The 16,505-nt window shown below is 72.8% G+C and carries 17 protein-coding genes and 1 pseudogene; 10 read left to right on the top strand and 8 right to left on the bottom strand.

Annotated features, from left to right (window positions below; translation table 11 throughout):
- Nucleotides 1-61 precede the first annotated feature (61 nt).
- Together ACFWVV_RS09925 and ACFWVV_RS09930 are read right to left on the bottom strand one after the other, a co-directional pair.
- A complete protein-coding gene (locus ACFWVV_RS09925) occupies nt 62-307 on the bottom strand; it encodes a ferredoxin (RefSeq protein WP_384348327.1) in 246 nt (81 codons plus the stop codon).
- Nucleotides 308-326: 19 nt separating this feature from the next.
- Complete coding sequence (locus tag ACFWVV_RS09930; RefSeq protein WP_384348159.1) at nt 327-1,520, bottom strand: cytochrome P450; 1,194 nt, start codon at nt 1,518-1,520, stop codon at nt 327-329.
- A 283-nt stretch (nt 1,521-1,803) separates the two neighbouring features.
- On the opposite strand from ACFWVV_RS09930, the gene ACFWVV_RS09935 reads away from it, so the two are divergent.
- Entirely contained in the window at nt 1,804-2,394 is a 591-nt protein-coding gene (locus ACFWVV_RS09935; RefSeq protein ID WP_384348156.1) for a BlaI/MecI/CopY family transcriptional regulator, read from the top strand.
- Nucleotides 2,395-2,400: 6 nt separating this feature from the next.
- Nucleotides 2,401-3,408 carry a M56 family metallopeptidase gene (locus tag ACFWVV_RS09940; RefSeq protein WP_384348153.1) on the top strand — a complete coding sequence of 336 codons (1,008 nt, stop codon included), beginning with the start codon at nt 2,401-2,403 and terminating at the stop codon, nt 3,406-3,408.
- 45 nt (nt 3,409-3,453) lie between these two features.
- Here the strand turns inward: ACFWVV_RS09940 and ACFWVV_RS09945 are convergent, their stop codons facing one another.
- Nucleotides 3,454-4,257: a LysR family substrate-binding domain-containing protein gene (locus ACFWVV_RS09945; RefSeq protein ID WP_384348150.1), complete on the bottom strand. Its 804-nt coding sequence runs from the start codon at nt 4,255-4,257 to the stop codon at nt 3,454-3,456.
- A 206-nt stretch (nt 4,258-4,463) separates the two neighbouring features.
- On the opposite strand from ACFWVV_RS09945, the gene ACFWVV_RS09950 reads away from it, so the two are divergent.
- The 3 genes from ACFWVV_RS09950 (at nt 4,464) to ACFWVV_RS09960 (ending at nt 7,071) form a co-directional block, all read left to right on the top strand.
- Entirely contained in the window at nt 4,464-4,892 is a 429-nt protein-coding gene (locus ACFWVV_RS09950; protein WP_384348148.1) for a DUF5997 family protein, read from the top strand.
- Between the two features lie 194 nt (nt 4,893-5,086).
- The gene (locus ACFWVV_RS09955) at nt 5,087-5,626 is read left to right on the top strand and encodes an ArsR/SmtB family transcription factor (RefSeq protein ID WP_384348145.1); all 540 of its coding nucleotides are present in this window, start codon (nt 5,087-5,089) and stop codon (nt 5,624-5,626) included.
- Nucleotides 5,627-5,769: 143 nt separating this feature from the next.
- Complete coding sequence (locus tag ACFWVV_RS09960; protein WP_384348324.1) at nt 5,770-7,071, top strand: MFS transporter; 1,302 nt, start codon at nt 5,770-5,772, stop codon at nt 7,069-7,071.
- Nucleotides 7,072-7,119: 48 nt separating this feature from the next.
- Here ACFWVV_RS09960 and ACFWVV_RS09965 read toward each other — a convergent pair whose 3' ends face one another.
- From ACFWVV_RS09965 to ACFWVV_RS09980, 4 genes are all read right to left on the bottom strand, one after another.
- Nucleotides 7,120-8,046 (bottom strand): hypothetical protein, encoded by a 927-nt coding sequence (locus ACFWVV_RS09965; RefSeq protein ID WP_384348142.1) that lies wholly within the window; start codon nt 8,044-8,046, stop codon nt 7,120-7,122.
- A gap of 28 nt (nt 8,047-8,074) precedes the next feature.
- On the bottom strand, nt 8,075-8,875 hold the full coding sequence (locus tag ACFWVV_RS09970) for a class I SAM-dependent DNA methyltransferase (protein ID WP_384348140.1): 801 nt from the start codon (nt 8,873-8,875) through the stop codon (nt 8,075-8,077).
- Nucleotides 8,876-9,005: 130 nt separating this feature from the next.
- Nucleotides 9,006-10,079 (bottom strand): S66 peptidase family protein, encoded by a 1,074-nt coding sequence (locus ACFWVV_RS09975; RefSeq protein ID WP_384348138.1) that lies wholly within the window; start codon nt 10,077-10,079, stop codon nt 9,006-9,008.
- 129 nt (nt 10,080-10,208) lie between these two features.
- Nucleotides 10,209-10,661: a hypothetical protein gene (locus ACFWVV_RS09980; protein ID WP_384348136.1), complete on the bottom strand. Its 453-nt coding sequence runs from the start codon at nt 10,659-10,661 to the stop codon at nt 10,209-10,211.
- Between the two features lie 425 nt (nt 10,662-11,086).
- Between ACFWVV_RS09980 and ACFWVV_RS09985 the strand changes: the two genes are divergently transcribed.
- The 3 genes from ACFWVV_RS09985 (at nt 11,087) to ACFWVV_RS09995 (ending at nt 13,359) form a co-directional block, all read left to right on the top strand.
- A complete protein-coding gene (locus tag ACFWVV_RS09985; RefSeq protein WP_384348133.1) occupies nt 11,087-11,560 on the top strand; it encodes a carboxymuconolactone decarboxylase family protein in 474 nt (157 codons plus the stop codon).
- A gap of 228 nt (nt 11,561-11,788) precedes the next feature.
- Nucleotides 11,789-12,109 (top strand): hypothetical protein, encoded by a 321-nt coding sequence (locus ACFWVV_RS09990; RefSeq protein WP_384348131.1) that lies wholly within the window; start codon nt 11,789-11,791, stop codon nt 12,107-12,109.
- A gap of 560 nt (nt 12,110-12,669) precedes the next feature.
- Nucleotides 12,670-13,359 (top strand): DUF4344 domain-containing metallopeptidase, encoded by a 690-nt coding sequence (locus ACFWVV_RS09995; RefSeq protein WP_384348129.1) that lies wholly within the window; start codon nt 12,670-12,672, stop codon nt 13,357-13,359.
- A gap of 41 nt (nt 13,360-13,400) precedes the next feature.
- On the opposite strand, the gene ACFWVV_RS10000 is transcribed toward ACFWVV_RS09995, so the two are convergent.
- A complete protein-coding gene (locus tag ACFWVV_RS10000; protein ID WP_384348127.1) occupies nt 13,401-14,060 on the bottom strand; it encodes a GrpB family protein in 660 nt (219 codons plus the stop codon).
- A 298-nt stretch (nt 14,061-14,358) separates the two neighbouring features.
- Between ACFWVV_RS10000 and ACFWVV_RS10005 the strand changes: the two genes are divergently transcribed.
- Both ACFWVV_RS10005 and ACFWVV_RS10010 read left to right on the top strand, forming a co-directional pair.
- Nucleotides 14,359-15,171 carry an alpha/beta hydrolase family protein gene (locus tag ACFWVV_RS10005; RefSeq protein ID WP_384348124.1) on the top strand — a complete coding sequence of 271 codons (813 nt, stop codon included), beginning with the start codon at nt 14,359-14,361 and terminating at the stop codon, nt 15,169-15,171.
- Between the two features lie 61 nt (nt 15,172-15,232).
- Nucleotides 15,233-16,466, top strand: a pseudogene (locus tag ACFWVV_RS10010) (ABC transporter substrate-binding protein).
- Nucleotides 16,467-16,505 lie beyond the last annotated feature (39 nt).

Consider the following 16,505-nt stretch of genomic DNA (forward strand, 5'->3'; position numbering starts at 1 on the left):
CTCATCGCACCCGTGCCTCATCACGCCCGTGCCTCATCACACCCGTGCCTCCCCCCGGCAATCACTCCACGGAGATCGCCTCGCCGGGGCACATCCCGGCGGCCTCGCGGGCGGCCTCGGCGTCCGGGTCCGCGTGCGGCACCCGGGTGCGGAGCAGCAGAACGAGGCCCTCCTCGACGTCCTGGTCGAACACCGAGGGTGCGGTCAGCGCGCACATGCCGGCGCCGATGCAGCGCTCCCGGTCGACCCGTACCTCGGCCGCGTTCTCGTGCGCGCTCCCGTTCTCACCCGGGGCGTCGCTCTTCAAGGGATCCGGCTGCACGGGATCAGACCTCGTCCCAGGTCACCTGGAGGCTGTGCAGCCCGTAGATGGACGCGTCCGTACGGAGCGGAACCTCGTCGGGCCGTACCGCCAGACGCAGGGAGGGGAAGCGGGTGAGCAGGGCGGGGAGCGCCACCTGCATCTCGACGCGGGCCAGTTGCTGCCCCAGGCACTGGTGGATGCCGTGCCCGAAGCCCAGATGGCCGGTGGCCCTGCGGTGCAGGTCGAGGGTGTCCGGGTCGGGGAAGCGCAGCGGGTCGCGGTTGGCGGCCTCCATGGACATGGTGACCGACTCCCCGGCCCTGATGACCTTGCCGTCCAGCTCGACGTCCTCCAGCGCCGACTTCACGGTGGTGTGCGCAATGGTCAGATAGCGCATCAGCTCCTCCACGGCCTGCGGGGCGAGGTCCGGGTCCGTGCGCAGGGCGGCGAGCTGCTCCGGATTGCTCAGCAGGGCGAACGTACCGAGGGCGAGCATGTTCGCGGTGGTTTCGAGTCCCGCGCCGAGCAGGAAGGCGCCGATGCCGGTGAGTTCCTCGTGGCTGAGGTCGGAGGTGGTGAGTTCGCTGAGCAGGTCGTCGGTGGGCCGTGCGCGTTTGGCGGCGACCAGTTCGCCCATGTAGGCCTCCAGGGAGGTCATCGCTCCCTCCCTCGCCTCGGGGGCGGAGGTGTGGGTGATCAATGTCGTCGCCCACCGCTGGAAATCTTCCCGGTCCGCGCTCGGGACACCCAGCAGCTCGCAGATCATCAGCGCGGGTATCGGCTGGGCGAACTCCTCCAGCAGGTCCACCGGGCCGCCCTTGCGCTCCATCGCGTCGAGGAACTCCGCGGTGATCTCCTCGGCCCGCGCGGTCAGCGCGCGCATCCGGCGGACGGTGAACTTGCTGATCAGCAGCTTCCTGAAGCGGGTGTGCTCGGGTGCGTCGAGCCCCGTCATGTCGCCGACCGGGGCTGGCGGCAGCGGGCCGATGTCGGCGAACGGGTAGTGCAGGGACTCGTAGCGCGAACTGAAACGGGAGTCTGCGAAGAGCGCGCGCACCGTGGCGTGGCCGGTGGCCAGCCAGCCCACGTGCCCGTCGGGGTACCGCATCCGGACCAGCGGGTCCTGGGCGCGCAGCTCGCCGAGACCGGTGACCGGGTCGAAGGGACAGCCGGCGTCACGTCCGGTGGGCAGGGTCACCGGTTCCTCGTTCTGCATGGGTCCTCCAGAGCAAGTGGCATGGGGTACGGGCGAGTTGAGGCATGACCCCGTCCGCGGTGCCAGTCTGGCATCACTGTGACGCCATAGCAAGTGTGATTGGCTTTATTTGGCATCAATATGGCTCTGCTTGGCGCCACTTTCCGGCTGCTGAGTACGATGCCCCGATGTCCGCGCGGGGGACACACGTGTGCGAGGCGAGCGGGCGCGGGGAGCGGGGGACGTGCGTGGACGAAGGTGTGGGGGCAATGGTGCACAGGGCTCAGCAGAGGAGACGCCGGGTATGACCGACGGCACGGGCGGTACGGAGGGCTCGCGTCCGCGGGACCGCAGGAGGCGTCAGGGTGAGCTGGAGGCGCAGGTCCTGTCCGTGCTCGGCACGGCCGACGGGCCGGTGACCGCGGCGCGGGTGCAGGAGCAGCTCGGCGGCGACCTCGCGTACACCACGGTCATCACGATCCTCACCAGGCTGTACGACAAGGGGGCCGTCACCCGTACCCGCGCCGGGCGGTCCTTCGAGTGGACGCCGGTCGCGGATGGCGCCGGGCTGGTCGCCCTGCGGATGCGCAAGCTGCTCGACCGGGAGAAGGACCGGGACGCCGTGCTGTCCAGCTTCGTGTCCGCGCTCTCCCCGGACGACGAGCGGCTGCTGCGGGCGCTGCTGGGCGAGGGTGAGGACGGTGAGGGACTTGGCGCTGGCGGCGACACCGACGGCCGCGGTGCCGGCGGCGACCACGACGATGCCGGTGCTGGCGGCGACTGCGAGGGTGCTCGTGCTGGCGGCGACCGCGGGGGTGCTCGTGCTGGCGGCGACCGCGGGGGTGCTCGTGCTGACGGGGACGGCGAGAGTGCTGCCGAAGGCCCGGGGCGCTGAGCAACCGTGGGTGTCTTCGTCTTCCTGCCGCTGATCCTGCCGCTCACCGCACTGCCCATCGCCCGGCTCGCCGAACAGCATCTGCACCCGTGCACCGCCGCCCGCCTGCTCACCGCCGTGGCCGCGATCCTCGCCGTGTGCAGCACCGTGTGCCTGTGCCTCCTCGTGGTGGTCGGCACCGCCCAGCTGCCGGGCAACCCGCTGCCCGACAGCTGGTCGGACCCGGAGGTGCGCGCCGCGGTACCCGGCGACGAGATCGCGGGCAAGGCATCGATCGTCGCGCTGGCGGGGGTCGTGACGGCGGCGTCGTACGCACTGCTCCGCGACCACCGCTACCGCTCCCGCGCCCACCGCGCGCTGGCGGGCCTCCGTACGGCGTCGGAGGTCGCGGTACTGAACGACGCCAGGCCGTACGCATACGCGCTGCCGGGCCGGGCGGGCAGGGGCGGGCGCCCGCGAAACGGCGCACTCCGGAGCCCCGGGGGCCGGGCCGGGGCCGGCCGCATCCTGGTGTCCACCGGCATGCTCGCCGCCCTCACCGAGGACGAACGCCACGCCCTGTTCGCCCACGAACGCGCGCACCTCACCGGCCGCCACCACCGGTTGCTGCTCCTCGTACGCCTCGCGGCCTGTGCCAATCCGCTCCTGCGGCCCCTGCGCGTCGCTGTCGGCCACTGCACCGAACGGTGGGCGGACGAGGACGCGGCGCGGGCGACGGGGGACCGGCGCACCACGGCCCGCGCGGTGGCCAAGGCGGCTCTGGTGGCGTCCCGTACCGCCCCCGGCCACACCGTCTTCTCCGGCCTGGCCGCCTTCGCCGGGGCGGGGCCGGTGCCGCGGCGGGTGGCGGCACTGCTCACACCCGTGCCGCCCGCGCACGGGTGGCCGCCGGCACTTACCCGGGCGGGCCTGGCGGCCCTGATGGCCGCGGCCGGGACGGCGGCCTCCACCCTCTCGGCACTCAACGCGGCCGTGGGCCTCTTCGTTGTCCTGCGGGGGGCGGGCCTGGGCTGAGCGGCTCCTCGCCCGAGCCCTCAGCGGGCCCATCCGCCTCGGAGCTCAGCGACCCTGCCTGCCCCGGCGGGCGTTGTTTTTGGCGCTGCCCTTGTTGCCTGCCTTGGGGCTGCCCTTGGTGGTGTTCCTGGCGACGGCCTTGCCGCCCTTGGTGCCGCCGCCGGAGCCCCGTGCACCCCGGCCCGACTTGTTCGCCGCGGGCTTGCCCTTGTCGGCGGCACCGGCCTTGGCCTTGCGGGCGGCCTTCTGCGGGGTGTCCGGCAGGGACGGGCCGCGGGTGCTGTTCGCCGTGCGACCCCGGACGATGCCGATGAAGTGTTCCACCAGTTCCGGCGCCTCGCCGCTGTCGTTCTGCGGCCACGACAGCGCGACCCGCGACTCGGGAACCGGCATTTCGTCGGTGCCCGTCACCGGCCGGTACGTGAGGTCCTTGCGGTGGTGCAGCCGGGCCAGCGACTGCGGCACGACCAACAGCCCCACGCCCGCCGCAACCAGCTCGATCGCGTCCGCGGTGGTGGCCGGGCGCTCGTTCGCGGCCACCCCGGGCGGGCGCTCCCAGTCGAGGGTGTCGTCCATGGGATGCAGGACGAGCTCGTCGGCGAGCTCCGTGACGGAGACCTCTTCGACGGCCGTGATCGCGTGGTCCTTGGGGATCACGACGACGGTGGTCTCGGTGTAGAGGGGGATCGCGCTGAGATCCGTACGGTCGACCGGCAGACGTACGAAACCGGCGTCGGCGCCACCAGCGCGCAGCAGGCCGAACGCCTCGGCGGGGCCGGCGGCGACGAGGGTCAGCGGGACGTCGGGCAGCCGCTCGTTCCAGATCCGCACCCACTTGGTGGGCGTCACGCCAGGGACGTAGGCGAGCCGGAACGAGGACGTCGCCGCGGTCGCCGCAGCCGGCGCTGTCGCTGCCGGTGCGTCCGCGGCCGCCGCTGTCGTCGCGGCCGTTGCCGGCGCTGATGCTGAAGAGGGTGCTTCCGAGCCTGTCACGTGGCCAGATTACCGGCCGCGGCCCCGGCCGCCCCCGGGCGGTGTGGTCAGCGGTGGTGCACATGCTCGATACCCTGGAGCACATGACGTCGCACCAGAGCACCCAGACCATGAAGCCCGCCACGGCGGCGAAGAAGCTGGGTGTGTACCTCGAAGCCACCCCCGCAGAGTTCCAGGAGGGTGTGGTTTCGCGCGCCGAGCTGACCGCGCTCCAGGCCGAGCCGCCCCAGTGGCTCCAGGACCTGCGCGCCAACGGCCCGCACCCCCGCCCGGTCGTCGCGAACAAGCTCGGCGTCTCCATCTCCGGTCTCGCCCGCGGCGGTGTGACCGAGGCGCTCACCACCGAGCAGATCGACGCGATCAAGGACGAGAACCCGGAGTGGCTCCAGAAGGAGCGCGCCACGCAGTCCGAGGTCCGCAAGGAAACGGTGCGCCTCAAGGAGAAGAACGCCGAGAAGGACAGCCAGACCAAGGACAGTCAGGACCGCTGAACCGGCGGGGCGAGCGCCCCACCCTCTGGCAGGACCGCTGAACCGGCGGGCGAGCGCCCCCCTCCGGCAGAACCGCTGCCGGCCACTCCGCCGGCCTGCACGGCCCCGCACCCCGCAAGGGGTGCGGGGCCGTTCTGCGTAGCCGCCGAGAAAAACCCTTGCCCAATGGTCAAGAACCGTTGACCATTGGGGGCATGCCTACCGATGATCTTCCCGAGACCCTCCACGTCACCACGGACGAACAGCTGCGCGCCGTTTCGAGTCTCACGCGGCACTGCATCATGGCCGTGCTCCGCTTCGAGCCCGCGACGATCACGCAGATCGCCCAGCGAGTGGGCCTCGCGAAGGGGAGTTCCAGCTACCACGTACGGCTGCTGGAGCGGGTCGGCCTGGTGAAGGTGGTGCGGACGCGGAAGGTCAGGGGGGTCACCGAGCGGTACTACGCCATGGCCGCGCGGGCGCTCGTGCTGCCGGATCCGGGCGAGGGAGGGCCGGACGTGCTGATGCGGCATGCGGTGGCGGACCTGGAGGCGGCGCCGGCGGACGGCGAGCGGCACGTACGCATGGCGCATCTGCGGCTCACCGAGGGGCAGTTCGCGGAGCTGGGGGCGCGGCTGCAGGCGCTGGCGGACGAGTACCGGGAGCTGTCCGATCCTTCGCTGCCGGACGCGTCGCTCGTCTTCGCCCTGTTCCACCCGGCGTCGGGCGAGCAGGCCGGAGGGGACGCCAAGTGAGCGCAGACATAAGCAAGTCGCCGACCGGAACGCGGGGATCGCCGACCGGTGCACGGAAGCTGCCGACCGGAACGCGGGGATCGCCGACCGGTGCACGGAAGCTGCCGACCGGAACGCGGAGATCGCCGACCGGTACACGGAAGCTGCCGACCGGTTTCGGGCGGCTGTGGACCGCCCAGACGGTGTCCTCGCTGGGTGACGGGGTGTCACATGCCGCGCTGCCGCTGCTCGCGTTGACACTGACGCGGGATCCGATGGCGCTCGCCGTCGTCACGGCCGCCGGAACGCTGCCGTGGCTGCTCTTCGGGGTGCTCGGCGGTGCGCTGGTGGACCGCTGGGACCGTCGGCGCACCATGTGGGTGGCGGACGCGGCACGTGCGGTGCTGCTCGCGGTACCGGCGGCAGCGGCCGTGCTCGACCTGCTGAGCATTCCCCTGCTCGCGGCCGTCGCCTTCCTCCTCGGTCTCGGGGGACTCTTCTTCGACACGGCCGCCACGGCCTATCTGCCGGACCTGCTCGGCCGCGACGCGGCTGTCCTGGAGCGCGCCAACTCCCGCCTGCGCGGCGCCCAGACCGCCATGTCCGGCTTCGCGGGGCCGCCCGCTGGCAGTGCGTTGCTCGCGCTCGGGCGGGCGGTTCCGCTGCTCGCCGACGCGGTGTCGTTCGCGCTTTCCGCACTCCTCGTACGGTCGCTGCCCGCCGCCCCCGGGCCCGTACCGCAGGCACGCGAGTCGCTGCTGCGCCAGGCGCGTGCCGGGGCGGCCCACGTCTTCCGGGACCGGCTGCTGCTCGGGCTCGCGCTGCGTCCGGCGGTCGGGAACGTCGCCTTCCTCGCCGTGGAGACCGTCCTGGCCCTCTTCGCGCACGACCGTCTCGGCATCGGCACCTTCGGCTTCGGCCTGCTCCTCACGGCGGAGGCCACCGGCGGTCTGCTCGGCGCGGCCATCGCCTCCTTCCTCGGCCGGCGACTCGGCACCGGCACCGCGCTGACCTGCACGGCCGCGGTCGAAGGTCTCGCCATCCTGGGCCTTGCCGCCGCCCCGAACCCGTACGCCGCCGGCTTCGCGCTCGCCGTCTGCGGAGCGGGCATGGGCGCCACGATGGTGCTCGGCCCCTCCCTCCGCCAGGCGATCGTCCCCGCCCACCTGATGGGCCGGGTGGCGTCCACCTCGCGCATGCTCGCGATGTGCGCCGCCCCGTTCGGCGCCTTCCTCGGCGGCTGGCTGGCCACCGTGTACGACGTGCGCACCCCGCTCTACGCCGCCGCCGGCCTCCTCCTCACCATGACCGCCGTCACCGCGACCATGACCAGCAACCGCCGGGTCGAGGCGGCCCTCCGTGCGGCCACCCGGGCCGCTGATCCGGACCACGAGGAATCCCGGGCTCCCGCTCCCGTGCAGGACAGCGCCATCCAGGGGCCCGCCGGGCCGCCCAGCCGGAGCTGAGGCCGGCTCCACGCCCTTCGCCCCTCGCCCCGGCCATTTCGGCAGGACTCAGAAAGGGGGCCAGTCCCGGCCTCGGGTCGCTTCGCGTGCGAAGCGACGCCACCGGTCCTCTCCGCCGGGCAGCGGCCACGTCCAGGTCGGCCGGCGTGCGGTATCCAGGTCGTGGAGGAGACGTGCGAGCCGTGCGCCGGCAGCGACGGCCCCGTCCGGGACCGTGGGGCCGTGGACGGTGCGGAGTAGTGCGAAGCGCGCCAGTTCGTCCTCGTAAGTACTCGCCGCCCCCTCGGTGCGGGTGGCCAGGTCGTCGCTTGCCGCCGTGCGGTGCAACAGCAGCAGGGGAGGGTCGACGGACTCGGCGATCGCCGCGGCAAGCCGCGCGTGGCCGTCCAGGATCAGATGGCAGTCCAGCCCGCTGACCCACCACAGCAGGACAGGGGGAAGCGACCCTTCCCGGGCCTGTTTGCGGTACGCCTTGACCCGGCTGTCGTTGGCGTCGGGCATCGGTCGCAGCGGAAGGACCTCCCAGGAATGGGAATGGAGGAACCAGTCGATGTATCCGTCCGGATGGCCCTCGACGAGCATCGCGCCCCAGTGCTCGGCATGTGAAGCGGCAACGTGGCGCTGGAACGGGCCCTCGTGCGTGAGCAGCCACCGCCCGTCGTGCAGCGGGCTGCCCGGCGAGGCGAGGAGGTACTGCGCGAAGCGGTGCGCCCATCGTTCCGCACTGCCGGACAGGGCACGCGTCACGTCGGCCCGCAGCGGGGGCACCGGCGAGCGGTATGCGCCGGTGCGCCAGAAGTCCACACCCTGCAGGGGGTCTTCGACCACGGCGAGCAGCACGGGCCGCGACACCTGGGAGACCAGCAGTCGCGGCCCGGCGTGGAACACCCCCAACTCCGGCTGGTGGCGGCCCTGTACGTCCAGGGACAGGCCCACCCACGTGCCGTCGTTCCGCGTGACATTGCTGCGCTGCATCCCGAGAGCGTAGCCCTGGCGGCCCGCCTCAGACCGGTTTGCGCCAGACCGAGATGTGCTTCGTGGAGTCCTGGGTGAACGGTGCCCCGTCCCAGTCCGCGACGCGGCGTTCCAGTGCGAGCCCGGCGATCCGTGCCATCAGGTCGAGCTCGGCCGGCCAGGCGTACCGGTGCCGGGACTGGCCGCGGCGGTAGAGTCCGCCGTCGCCGTCGCCGTCGCCGTCGCCGTCGCCGTCGCCGTCGCCGTCGCCGTCGCCGTCGCCGTCGCCGTCGCGGGTGAGGTGGTGCGAGACGAGAACCTGTTCGACCAGGTCGAAGGTGTCGAAGCCGAGATGCCGCTCGGAGACGTCGAACGGCACCGCGACCTGGCCGGGCGGCAGGAAACGCAGCGGGGGCACGCCCAGCTCGATGACGAACCGGCCACCGGGCTCCAGATGGCGTGCGGCATTGCGGAAGCACTCGACCTGCTCGTCCTGCGTGAGCAGGTTCGTGATGGTGTTGTAGACGAGATAGACCAGGGTGAACCGGCCGGGGACCACGGTGGTGGCCATGTCCCCGAGGGCCACCGGGAGCCTGTCCTCGTCGATCTTGCGCCGCAGTACCGCCGCCATGGGCTCGGACAGCTCGATGCCCGCTACCGGCACGCCGCGTTCCCGGAGCGGGACGCCCACCCGGCCGGTGCCGATGGCGAACTCCAGGGCGCGGCCGTCTCCCGCGAGCTCGGCGAGGAAGGCGAGGGTCGGGGCGAGAGCGGCGGACGAAGAGATTTCGGCCTCTTCCGCGTCGTAACGGTCGGCGGTCGCACGGGTCCACAGTTCACTGCTTGTCACGGGTGGACACTTTGCCGGGTGGGGAGGGGGGTTGTCGAAGCATTTAGCCTTCGCCGGCCCCGGAGACGGGTCAGGAGGTGACTCAGTAGCTGCCTCGATAGCTGCCGCAATAGCTGACTCAGTAGGTGACTCAGTAGGTGACGGTGATGCGGCGGTTCGGGGCGTCCACCCGTACGTTGCCCCCGTACGGGATCACCAGCTGCGGGTCCGTGTGACCGAAGTCCACGTCGAAGACGGCCATGCTTTCGGGTGCGTACGTCTTGAGCGCCCGCAGCACCGCCTCCCGCTGCTCCTTCGCATAGGCCTCGCTCTCCGCAGGGGAGTTGCGCCGGTCCAGGGACCACGTCTTGGGGCGCGCCATCAACAGGGCGGGGAAGCGGCCGAGGATCCCGCGTTCGCCCATGGCGCGCAGCATGCGGAAGACGGCCTGTGCCGAGGGGAGTTCCTCGGACGTTTCGAGGAAGAGCACGCCACCCTCGTACGCCGCCGGGTCGCGTTCGATCTCGCGGTCGGCCATGAGCAGCTCCGACAGGATCTCCAGATTGCCGCCCCAGGCCGGGCCCTCGACCACCGTCTGCGGACCGTGCCAGGTCCAGCCGGCGCCGGGGCGGGTCTCGGGTTCGGCTTCGAAGGTGGCGGGGTCGGCCCAGTCCCTGTCGGTGTCACGGAAACGGCCGGCGGGACGCAGCTCGTAGGGGCCGTGCGTGAAGAGGGCCGCACGCAGCGAGTCGGCCGTCAGCGGGTCCAGCGCACCGGGACGGCCGAGTTCGACCATCACACAGGCGCCGTGGTAACCGACGATGCCGAGGTTGCGGAGGGCCAGGAGGAGATTGGTGTTGTCGCTGTAGCCGAAGAAGGGCTTCGGGTTGGCGCGGATCAACTCCCGGTCCAACAGCGGGAGTACGGTGATCTGGTCGTCGCCGCCGATGGTCGAGATGGCCGCCTTGACCGTCGGGTCGGCGAACGCCGCGTGGATGTCGTCGGCCCGCTCCTGAGGGGTGGACCCCATCTTCCGGGTCGCCGGGTACTCGACCGGCTCCAGCCCGAACTCCGTGCGCAGCCGCTCCAGCCCGAGCTCGTACGGCAGCGGAAGGAGCCCCGCGAGACCGGACGAGGGCGAGATGACCGCCACGCGATCGCCGGGAACAGGCTTGGGCGGGTAGCTCGGCAGCGGACGACGGGCGGGCGGCTCGGAAAGGATCATGCGGTGAGAATAGGAGGGGAGGCGGGGGAGGGGCGAGGCGGTTTCCTCCGGGCTGGGAGGGGCGAGGCGGTTCCTCGGGGCTGGGGGAGGGGTGTCGTTGTTTCCTCCCGGCGTCCCGTCCGGCCCGCGTCACTCGTTCTCGTACGCCCCGCCCCGGAAGTACAGGCAGCCGTGATGCCGGGGCCGGTCCCCGTGCGCGTGCGCCGCGTCGGAGCGGTCGGCGGGGGCCGTGCGGTCCGTCGCCGCGCGCAGGGTCGCCAGGCCCGCCAGTACGTCCGCGCGGTTCTCGCCCCGTTTCATCCAGGCAGGGAGCCGGGGAACCATGGCCCTGGTTCCCGACCCCGCCCTGCCGCGCTCGCGCAGCCGGGCCCCGACGTAGGCGGCCAGCGCCTCGACGTGCTCCTCGTTGTATGCCCACAGCACCCGTCCCGCGCACCGGGTCTGCAGCCACAACGGCCTGCCGAAGAAGGGCTCTTCGGTGCCGCCCAGCGTCACGCCGACCAGCCCCGCGCCCCGCACCGGGGCCGCCCACTCGGCCAGCGGGCCGCACCCGCCGCAGATCAGCCGCCTCGGCCGGAACATCAGCTCGGAGTAGTACTTCAGAGGGGGGAGACCCGGGCGGGGCACCACGACCGCCCGCCCACCGCACCGCGGGCACACCACGTACAACCGCTCCGCGTACCGGTTCAGCCAGGCGCCGGATTCACGGTGCCTGACAGGCGCGCGACCAGGGGAGGGGCCGGGGGTGGGGGAGGTCGGATCGGAGGCCATACGGGACACGATGGCAGGCGGACCGTCCCGGACGCGACATCGGAGGCGGCCGGGCAGCAACCCGGGGACTACATCGGCCGAGGCAGTGGGGGAGGGTGGCCGCGCAGCCACCGTCAGCCGGGCCGCATACGGCCGGACCGCACCGGGAGACGCAGGTCACATCCAGGCGTGTCACATCCGCGCCGGCCGGTCCGTCGAAGGGGTGTACCCACCTGACAACGGCAGAGGAGCCCACCATGGAAGCCCGACTGAATCTCTTCGGCAACCCGCTCGCCGGCAAGCTCGTCAAGCACTTCAACGCTGCCGGGAAGGTGCTGTCGGAGTCGGGGCTGCCGGCCGCGACGCAGGAGCTGGTCAAGATCCGTGCCAGCCAGATCAACGGCTGCGGCTTCTGCACCGACATGCACACCAAGGACGCCGCACACGCCGGCGAGACCTCGGTACGTCTCCACCTGATCGCCGCCTGGCGCGAGGCCACCGTCTTCACCGACGCCGAGCGTGCCGCGCTGGAACTGGCCGAGCAGGGCACCCGTATCGCGGATGCCGCCGGAGGTGTCAGCGACGAGGCGTGGGCGAACGCCGCCAAGCACTACGACGAGGACCAGCTCGCCGCGCTGGCGGGACTGATCGCGCTGATCAACGCCTACAACCGGGTGAACGTGATCATCCAGACGCCCGCGGGCAGCTACGAGCCCGGCCAGTTCGCTTAGGCGGTCCGTTCGTCTGCGCGTCCGGACGGTTCGCTGATACGGCCGACCGCCCGCCCCGCCGCCCCGGCCCAGCAGTCAGCTCCGAAGCCGACTGCCGGGCCGGGCCCGTGCCGTACCGGACCCCTCACAGGGCGTGCCGCACCGGGCGCGCACCGTCCCCCGGTCCGGCCCGCCCCACCGGGGCCGTTTCCGGTGATTCCTCCCGCGTCGGCCGGGTACGTTGCGAGGATGACCACCTACGTAGTCACCCTCCCCGGCACTCTGCTCGACAAGCTCACACCCGCCGCGCACACCCGGCTGCTGGCCGAGCTGAGTCCCGCCGACCCGCGCCACACCACCCTCGGCGAGACCGAGGATCTGGACCGGCTCACCCTCGACGAGGAGAACTCGACGTTCGTCATCCGCCTCGAAGTCCAGGCGGCCACCACCAAGGAGGCCGAGACGGAGGCCCGCAGGATCGCGGCCGCCGCGTTGCAGGCCGCGGGCCTGACTCCGGACAACGCACCGATGGGCCCTGCCGCGCTCTCCGGCATCGACACCGAGGAGTGACGGAAGGCCCCGTCACACGGCACGAACCCCGCCCCACACGCCTCCCGGAAATTTCTTTCCCCGGGCGTGAATGCCCCCCAGGAGGCAGGGCAGAAGCCTCTACGACCCGAGCTGACAGGCACATCCCCCCGGCCTGTCGGGTACCCCGGATGCCCCACGGCCCACCCCCCCCGGCCGTGGGGCATCCGCATGTCCGGGGGCCGGCGGCCCGCCGAGTGTGTGAGAGAGGGCGGAGGATCGGCGAGGATTGCCGCATGTGTTCGGGCGAGGGCAAGGGTGGGAGCGCGGGAGGGAAGCGCGGTGTATCGGCCGGAAGGTTCCGTGGGCGGGTATGGCGAGGCGCGGCGGCGGTGATCGCACTGGCTGCCCTCGTCTGCGCATGCCAGGGACAGAGGCCGCACGAGCAGGGACAGGGACAGAGGCAGCACGCCGATGGGCAGGGGCAGCAGGCCGATAGGCGGGGGCAGGGGCCCGGGGCGTCGCACTCTCCGCGCTCCGAGGCCCCTCCGCAGTCCGTGCCCTCCGGTCGGCCCGAGGCCTCCGCGCCGCCGGGGGCTCCGGTGCTCGCCGTCAGGTACGAGGCCCCGGCGAGCGCCGCGGACCGGCGCGATGCCGACTTCCTGCGCGCGGGGCGGACCGTCGAGGAGGCCGCCACCGCGCTGGCCGGATTCGTACGGTGGGGGCAGCGCGAGCCGGTGCCGCTCGTCGTCAGGTCCTGCGACGGGGAAGGGCCCTCGTACGACCCGCAGGCCCGGCGCATCGAGATCTGTTACGACGAGGTCGACGAGACCCGCACGCTCTTGCGGAACGGCGGCATCCGTCCGGCCGACGGCGACGTGCGCTCCGTACTCCTCGAATCGCTCTTCCACGAGTCCGCCCACGCTCTCGTCGACGTCCTCGGTCTGACCCCGCCCGGCAACGAGGAGGATGCCGCCGACCGCTTCGCCGCCCTGATGCTGCTGCGCAAGGGGGTGACCGGCGAGCGGCAGCTGCTCGCCGCCGCCGCGGCGTGGCAGGCGTCCGCCGAGGTGTACGAGGAGGCCGCGGACGACGACCACTCCTCCGACCGCGACCGGGCCGCCGCGATGCGCTGCTACGTGTACGGGGCCGCACCGGCGCGCCACCGTTCACTGGTGGCACCCCCGGCCGAGCTGCTCCCCGCCGCCCGGGCCGCCGCATGCGGGCAGGAGTGGGAGACGGCACGCACCGCCTGGCTGGATGCGCTCCGGGCATCAGGCGCTCTCGCGTAGTTCCGCCTTCGTGACGTTGCGGAGGAAGGGCAGAATGGCACTCAACTGCCGTACGGCGACCAGCCCGTGGCCGTGGCCCACGGCTCCGCGACCGTGATGACGAGGTCGACGACCGGGTCCTTCACGTCGGCGTACACCCCGGTGTCCTGGACGGCGTCCGCGAGGAGCCGCTTGAAGCGGGCGTACGCGGGGACCGCCTCCGGGTGGGCGCGGAACCAGTCGCGGAAGAGGAGCGCGAGGCGTTCGTTGGGCGAACCCAGGCGGCGCACATGGAGGTTGATGTCCGTGGCGGAGACCGGGGCAGGGGCGGGTGCCGGGACCTCGGCGGGTGCCGGGGATCCGGTGGGAGGCGGGACGTCGTCGTGCCGCCGGGTCCACAGGCGCTTCGTCCACTCCTGCGGATCGTCGTCCAGTCCGGCGGGTACGTGGTCGTGCCGGTGGCGGGAGAGCTGGAAGCCCAGGGCGGCGAGCGGTCCGGCGAAGGCCTGCTCGGCCGCCGCCAGATCGGCCACTGCGATCTGGAGGTCGAAGACCGGCTTGGCCGCCATGCCCGGGACGGCGGTGCTGCCGATGTGTTCGACGTGCATGGCCAAGGGGGCGAGCGCGGTGCGCAGTTCGTCGGCGAGGGCGATTCCCTGCGCGTCCCAGGCGGGGGAGGGGGCGACGACCACGGGAGCTACGGTCGGAGCGGCATCGGTCATCCGGCCGAGTCTAGGCGAGGCCGGCTGAGTCGGGCCGGGTCCGGGCCGGTTCGGCTGAGTCGGGCCGACTCCGGGAGGCTTCGGCCGAGTCAGGCCGGGTCCGGGCGGGGCCAGCTGAGTCCGGGCGGGTCCGGCCGAGCCCAGGGGGCCGAGCCCGGGCGGGCCCGGGCGGGTCTGGGCGGGTTCCGCTGAGTCGGGCCGGGTTCGGGGCGGGTCCGGCTGAATCCGGGCGGGTCCGGTCGAGTCCAGGGGCCGAGCCCGGGCGGGTCCGGGCGGTGGCGAGTATCGTGCGGGCCGTATGACGGACATGACAGAAGTACCGGCCACGGACCGGCGGCCCGCCCCACTCGGCTTCTCCGTAGGGGAGTTCACCCTTGCCTGCGACGGCGAGGCCCTCAGCTGTACGGAGGCCGTACCCGCGGGAGACCCCCCGGACCCGCGACCCCACTCGCACCCGGCCTCCGCGCCCTCCGACCTGACCGCCGTACTCCTCCACGGCGCCGGGAACGGCGACAAGCAGAGTCCCGGAATCCTCGCCACCCACCTCGCCGCCCGGGGCCACCGCGCCCTCGCCCTCGACTTCTCCGGCCACGGCGCCAGTACCGGACAGCTCCGCGAACTCAGTCTGCAACGCCGCTTCGAGCAGGCCCGGACGCTCATCGACCGCCATGCCCCTGCCCGCTCCCGTCTCCTGCTCGTCGGCTTCAGCATGAGCGGCCAGACCGTCGCGGACCTGGCCGCGCACTACGGGCCCCGGGTCGCCGCCATCGGGCTCGGCGCGCCCGCGGTGTACGGGGCCGAGGCGTGGCCGGTGCGGTTCGGGGCGGGCTTCACGGAGATCATCCGTACGCCGGACAGCTGGCGGAAGTCCCCTGCTCTGGACGTCTTCCGGGCACTGCCGGGCTCCGTCCGCGCCGTGCTCGCCACCCCGGCCGTCGACGCGGTGATCCCGCCGGCCGTCACCGAGGCGGTCGACGCGGCCCTCGCCGCTTCGGACGCGCACTACACCCGGCTCGTGTTCCCGGCGGCCGACCATCGGATGAGCCTGCGGTTCGTGGCGGACGCCGCCGCGCGCGAGGACTTCTTCGACGCGCTACTCACCGGGTCCTGACAGCCGCCGGGGAACGGATAACCGATTGCCCGTGGGCGGGGTGCCGGATGCAATGACCGGCATGCACACGCCACCTTCCTCGCTTTGGTCCCCCGCGTCACCCTCGTCCTCGACGTCCCCCTCGTCGCCGACGTCGCTGGAGGCTGTACCCGCACCCGCACCCGCGCCCGTCCGGATCGGCGCTCTTGCTCCGCTGACCCGGCCCGGCTGGGTCGAAGCCGGACGGCAGTTGCTCGCCGGGCTCGAACTCGCCGCCCGCGGCGTCAATGACGCGGGCGGGATCGGCGGACGGCCGCTGGAACTGGTGGTCAGGGACACCGCGGCCGATCCGCGGCGGGCCGAAGCGGCCGTCACGGAATTGGCGGGTCTGGGCGTGGCAGCCCTGGCCGGGGAGTACCACAGTGTCGTTGCCCGCGCCGCTGCCACCAGGGCCGATGCCCTCGGTCTGCCGTACCTCTGCTCGTCGGGGGTGCTCGACGTACTCACCGAGCAGCCGGCGCGGGGGGGCGTTTCCTGGTCGAACGGAGACTGGCACGGGGGGAACGGTCGCCCGGCTCGCCCCACCGCAGTCGCGCGGCTGGCGGCTCTACGCGGACTTCCTGCTCGGCGCCGGTCACCGTCACATCGCCGTGGCGACCCAGCCGAGCGTCTACTGGGCGACCGGGACCCGCATCCTGCGGGACCACCTCACCGCGCACGGCGGCGCTGTCGTCGAACTCGACATGAGCGCACTCGACCCCGGGGCGCTCTGCGACGCGCTCGCCGACAGCCGTGCCACAGCCCTCCTCCTGCTGGTCGGCCATCCGGAACCAGCAGTTCCGATCGTCCGGGCGGTCCGCCGCGACCGGCGCCTGGCCCACGTCCTGCTGGGCGCCCCGGCCGGACAGCCGGAACTCGCAGAGTGGGAGGCGTCATTGGGGGGTGACGGCACCGCGATCCCGTTCCTGCGCTATCTGCCCGAGCGGCCGACCTCGCTGGGCGCACGCGTCGGGCTGGCTCTGGGCGAGCGGCTGGGCGTGGCACCGTCGTTCGTCGCCTTCGAGGGCTACGACACGATCGCCGTGCTCGCCGAGGTGCTGCGTACGTACGGCACGGACCGGGCTGCCGTGGGGGAGGCGTGGCCGCACGTCGTGGTGGAAGGCACCCGGGGGCGTATCCGGTTCACCCGCGTACCGGGCGTCAGCGTGTGGCAGTGGGCCCGGGCCCCCCTCCAGGTCGCGGACCGGGACCCGGCGGAACCGGGCCGCTTCCGGGTGCTGCACACCGACCGCGACCCCGGCCGCGATACCGACTGAGGTACCGGCTGCGACCTGCTGGCCGCGCAACCGATCGAG

The organism is Streptomyces sp. NPDC058663 (assembly GCF_042716745.1).
Taxonomy (GTDB): Bacteria; Actinomycetota; Actinomycetes; order Streptomycetales; family Streptomycetaceae; genus Streptomyces.

What these genes read in the sequence shown, in the direction of transcription:
- ACFWVV_RS09930 (WP_384348159.1), bottom strand. Translation starts at nt 1,520, where the DNA reads ATGCAGAACGAGGAACCGGTGACCCTGCCCACCGGACGTGACGCCGGC.
- ACFWVV_RS09935 (WP_384348156.1), top strand. Translation starts at nt 1,804, where the DNA reads ATGACCGACGGCACGGGCGGTACGGAGGGCTCGCGTCCGCGGGACCGC.
- ACFWVV_RS09950 (WP_384348148.1), top strand. Translation starts at nt 4,464, where the DNA reads ATGCTCGATACCCTGGAGCACATGACGTCGCACCAGAGCACCCAGACC.
- ACFWVV_RS09955 (WP_384348145.1), top strand. Translation starts at nt 5,087, where the DNA reads ATGCCTACCGATGATCTTCCCGAGACCCTCCACGTCACCACGGACGAA.
- ACFWVV_RS09965 (WP_384348142.1), bottom strand. Translation starts at nt 8,046, where the DNA reads ATGCAGCGCAGCAATGTCACGCGGAACGACGGCACGTGGGTGGGCCTG.
- ACFWVV_RS09975 (WP_384348138.1), bottom strand. Translation starts at nt 10,079, where the DNA reads ATGATCCTTTCCGAGCCGCCCGCCCGTCGTCCGCTGCCGAGCTACCCG.
- ACFWVV_RS09980 (WP_384348136.1), bottom strand. Translation starts at nt 10,661, where the DNA reads ATGTTCCGGCCGAGGCGGCTGATCTGCGGCGGGTGCGGCCCGCTGGCC.
- ACFWVV_RS09985 (WP_384348133.1), top strand. Translation starts at nt 11,087, where the DNA reads ATGGAAGCCCGACTGAATCTCTTCGGCAACCCGCTCGCCGGCAAGCTC.
- ACFWVV_RS09990 (WP_384348131.1), top strand. Translation starts at nt 11,789, where the DNA reads ATGACCACCTACGTAGTCACCCTCCCCGGCACTCTGCTCGACAAGCTC.
- ACFWVV_RS10000 (WP_384348127.1), bottom strand. Translation starts at nt 14,060, where the DNA reads ATGACCGATGCCGCTCCGACCGTAGCTCCCGTGGTCGTCGCCCCCTCC.
- ACFWVV_RS10005 (WP_384348124.1), top strand. Translation starts at nt 14,359, where the DNA reads ATGACGGACATGACAGAAGTACCGGCCACGGACCGGCGGCCCGCCCCA.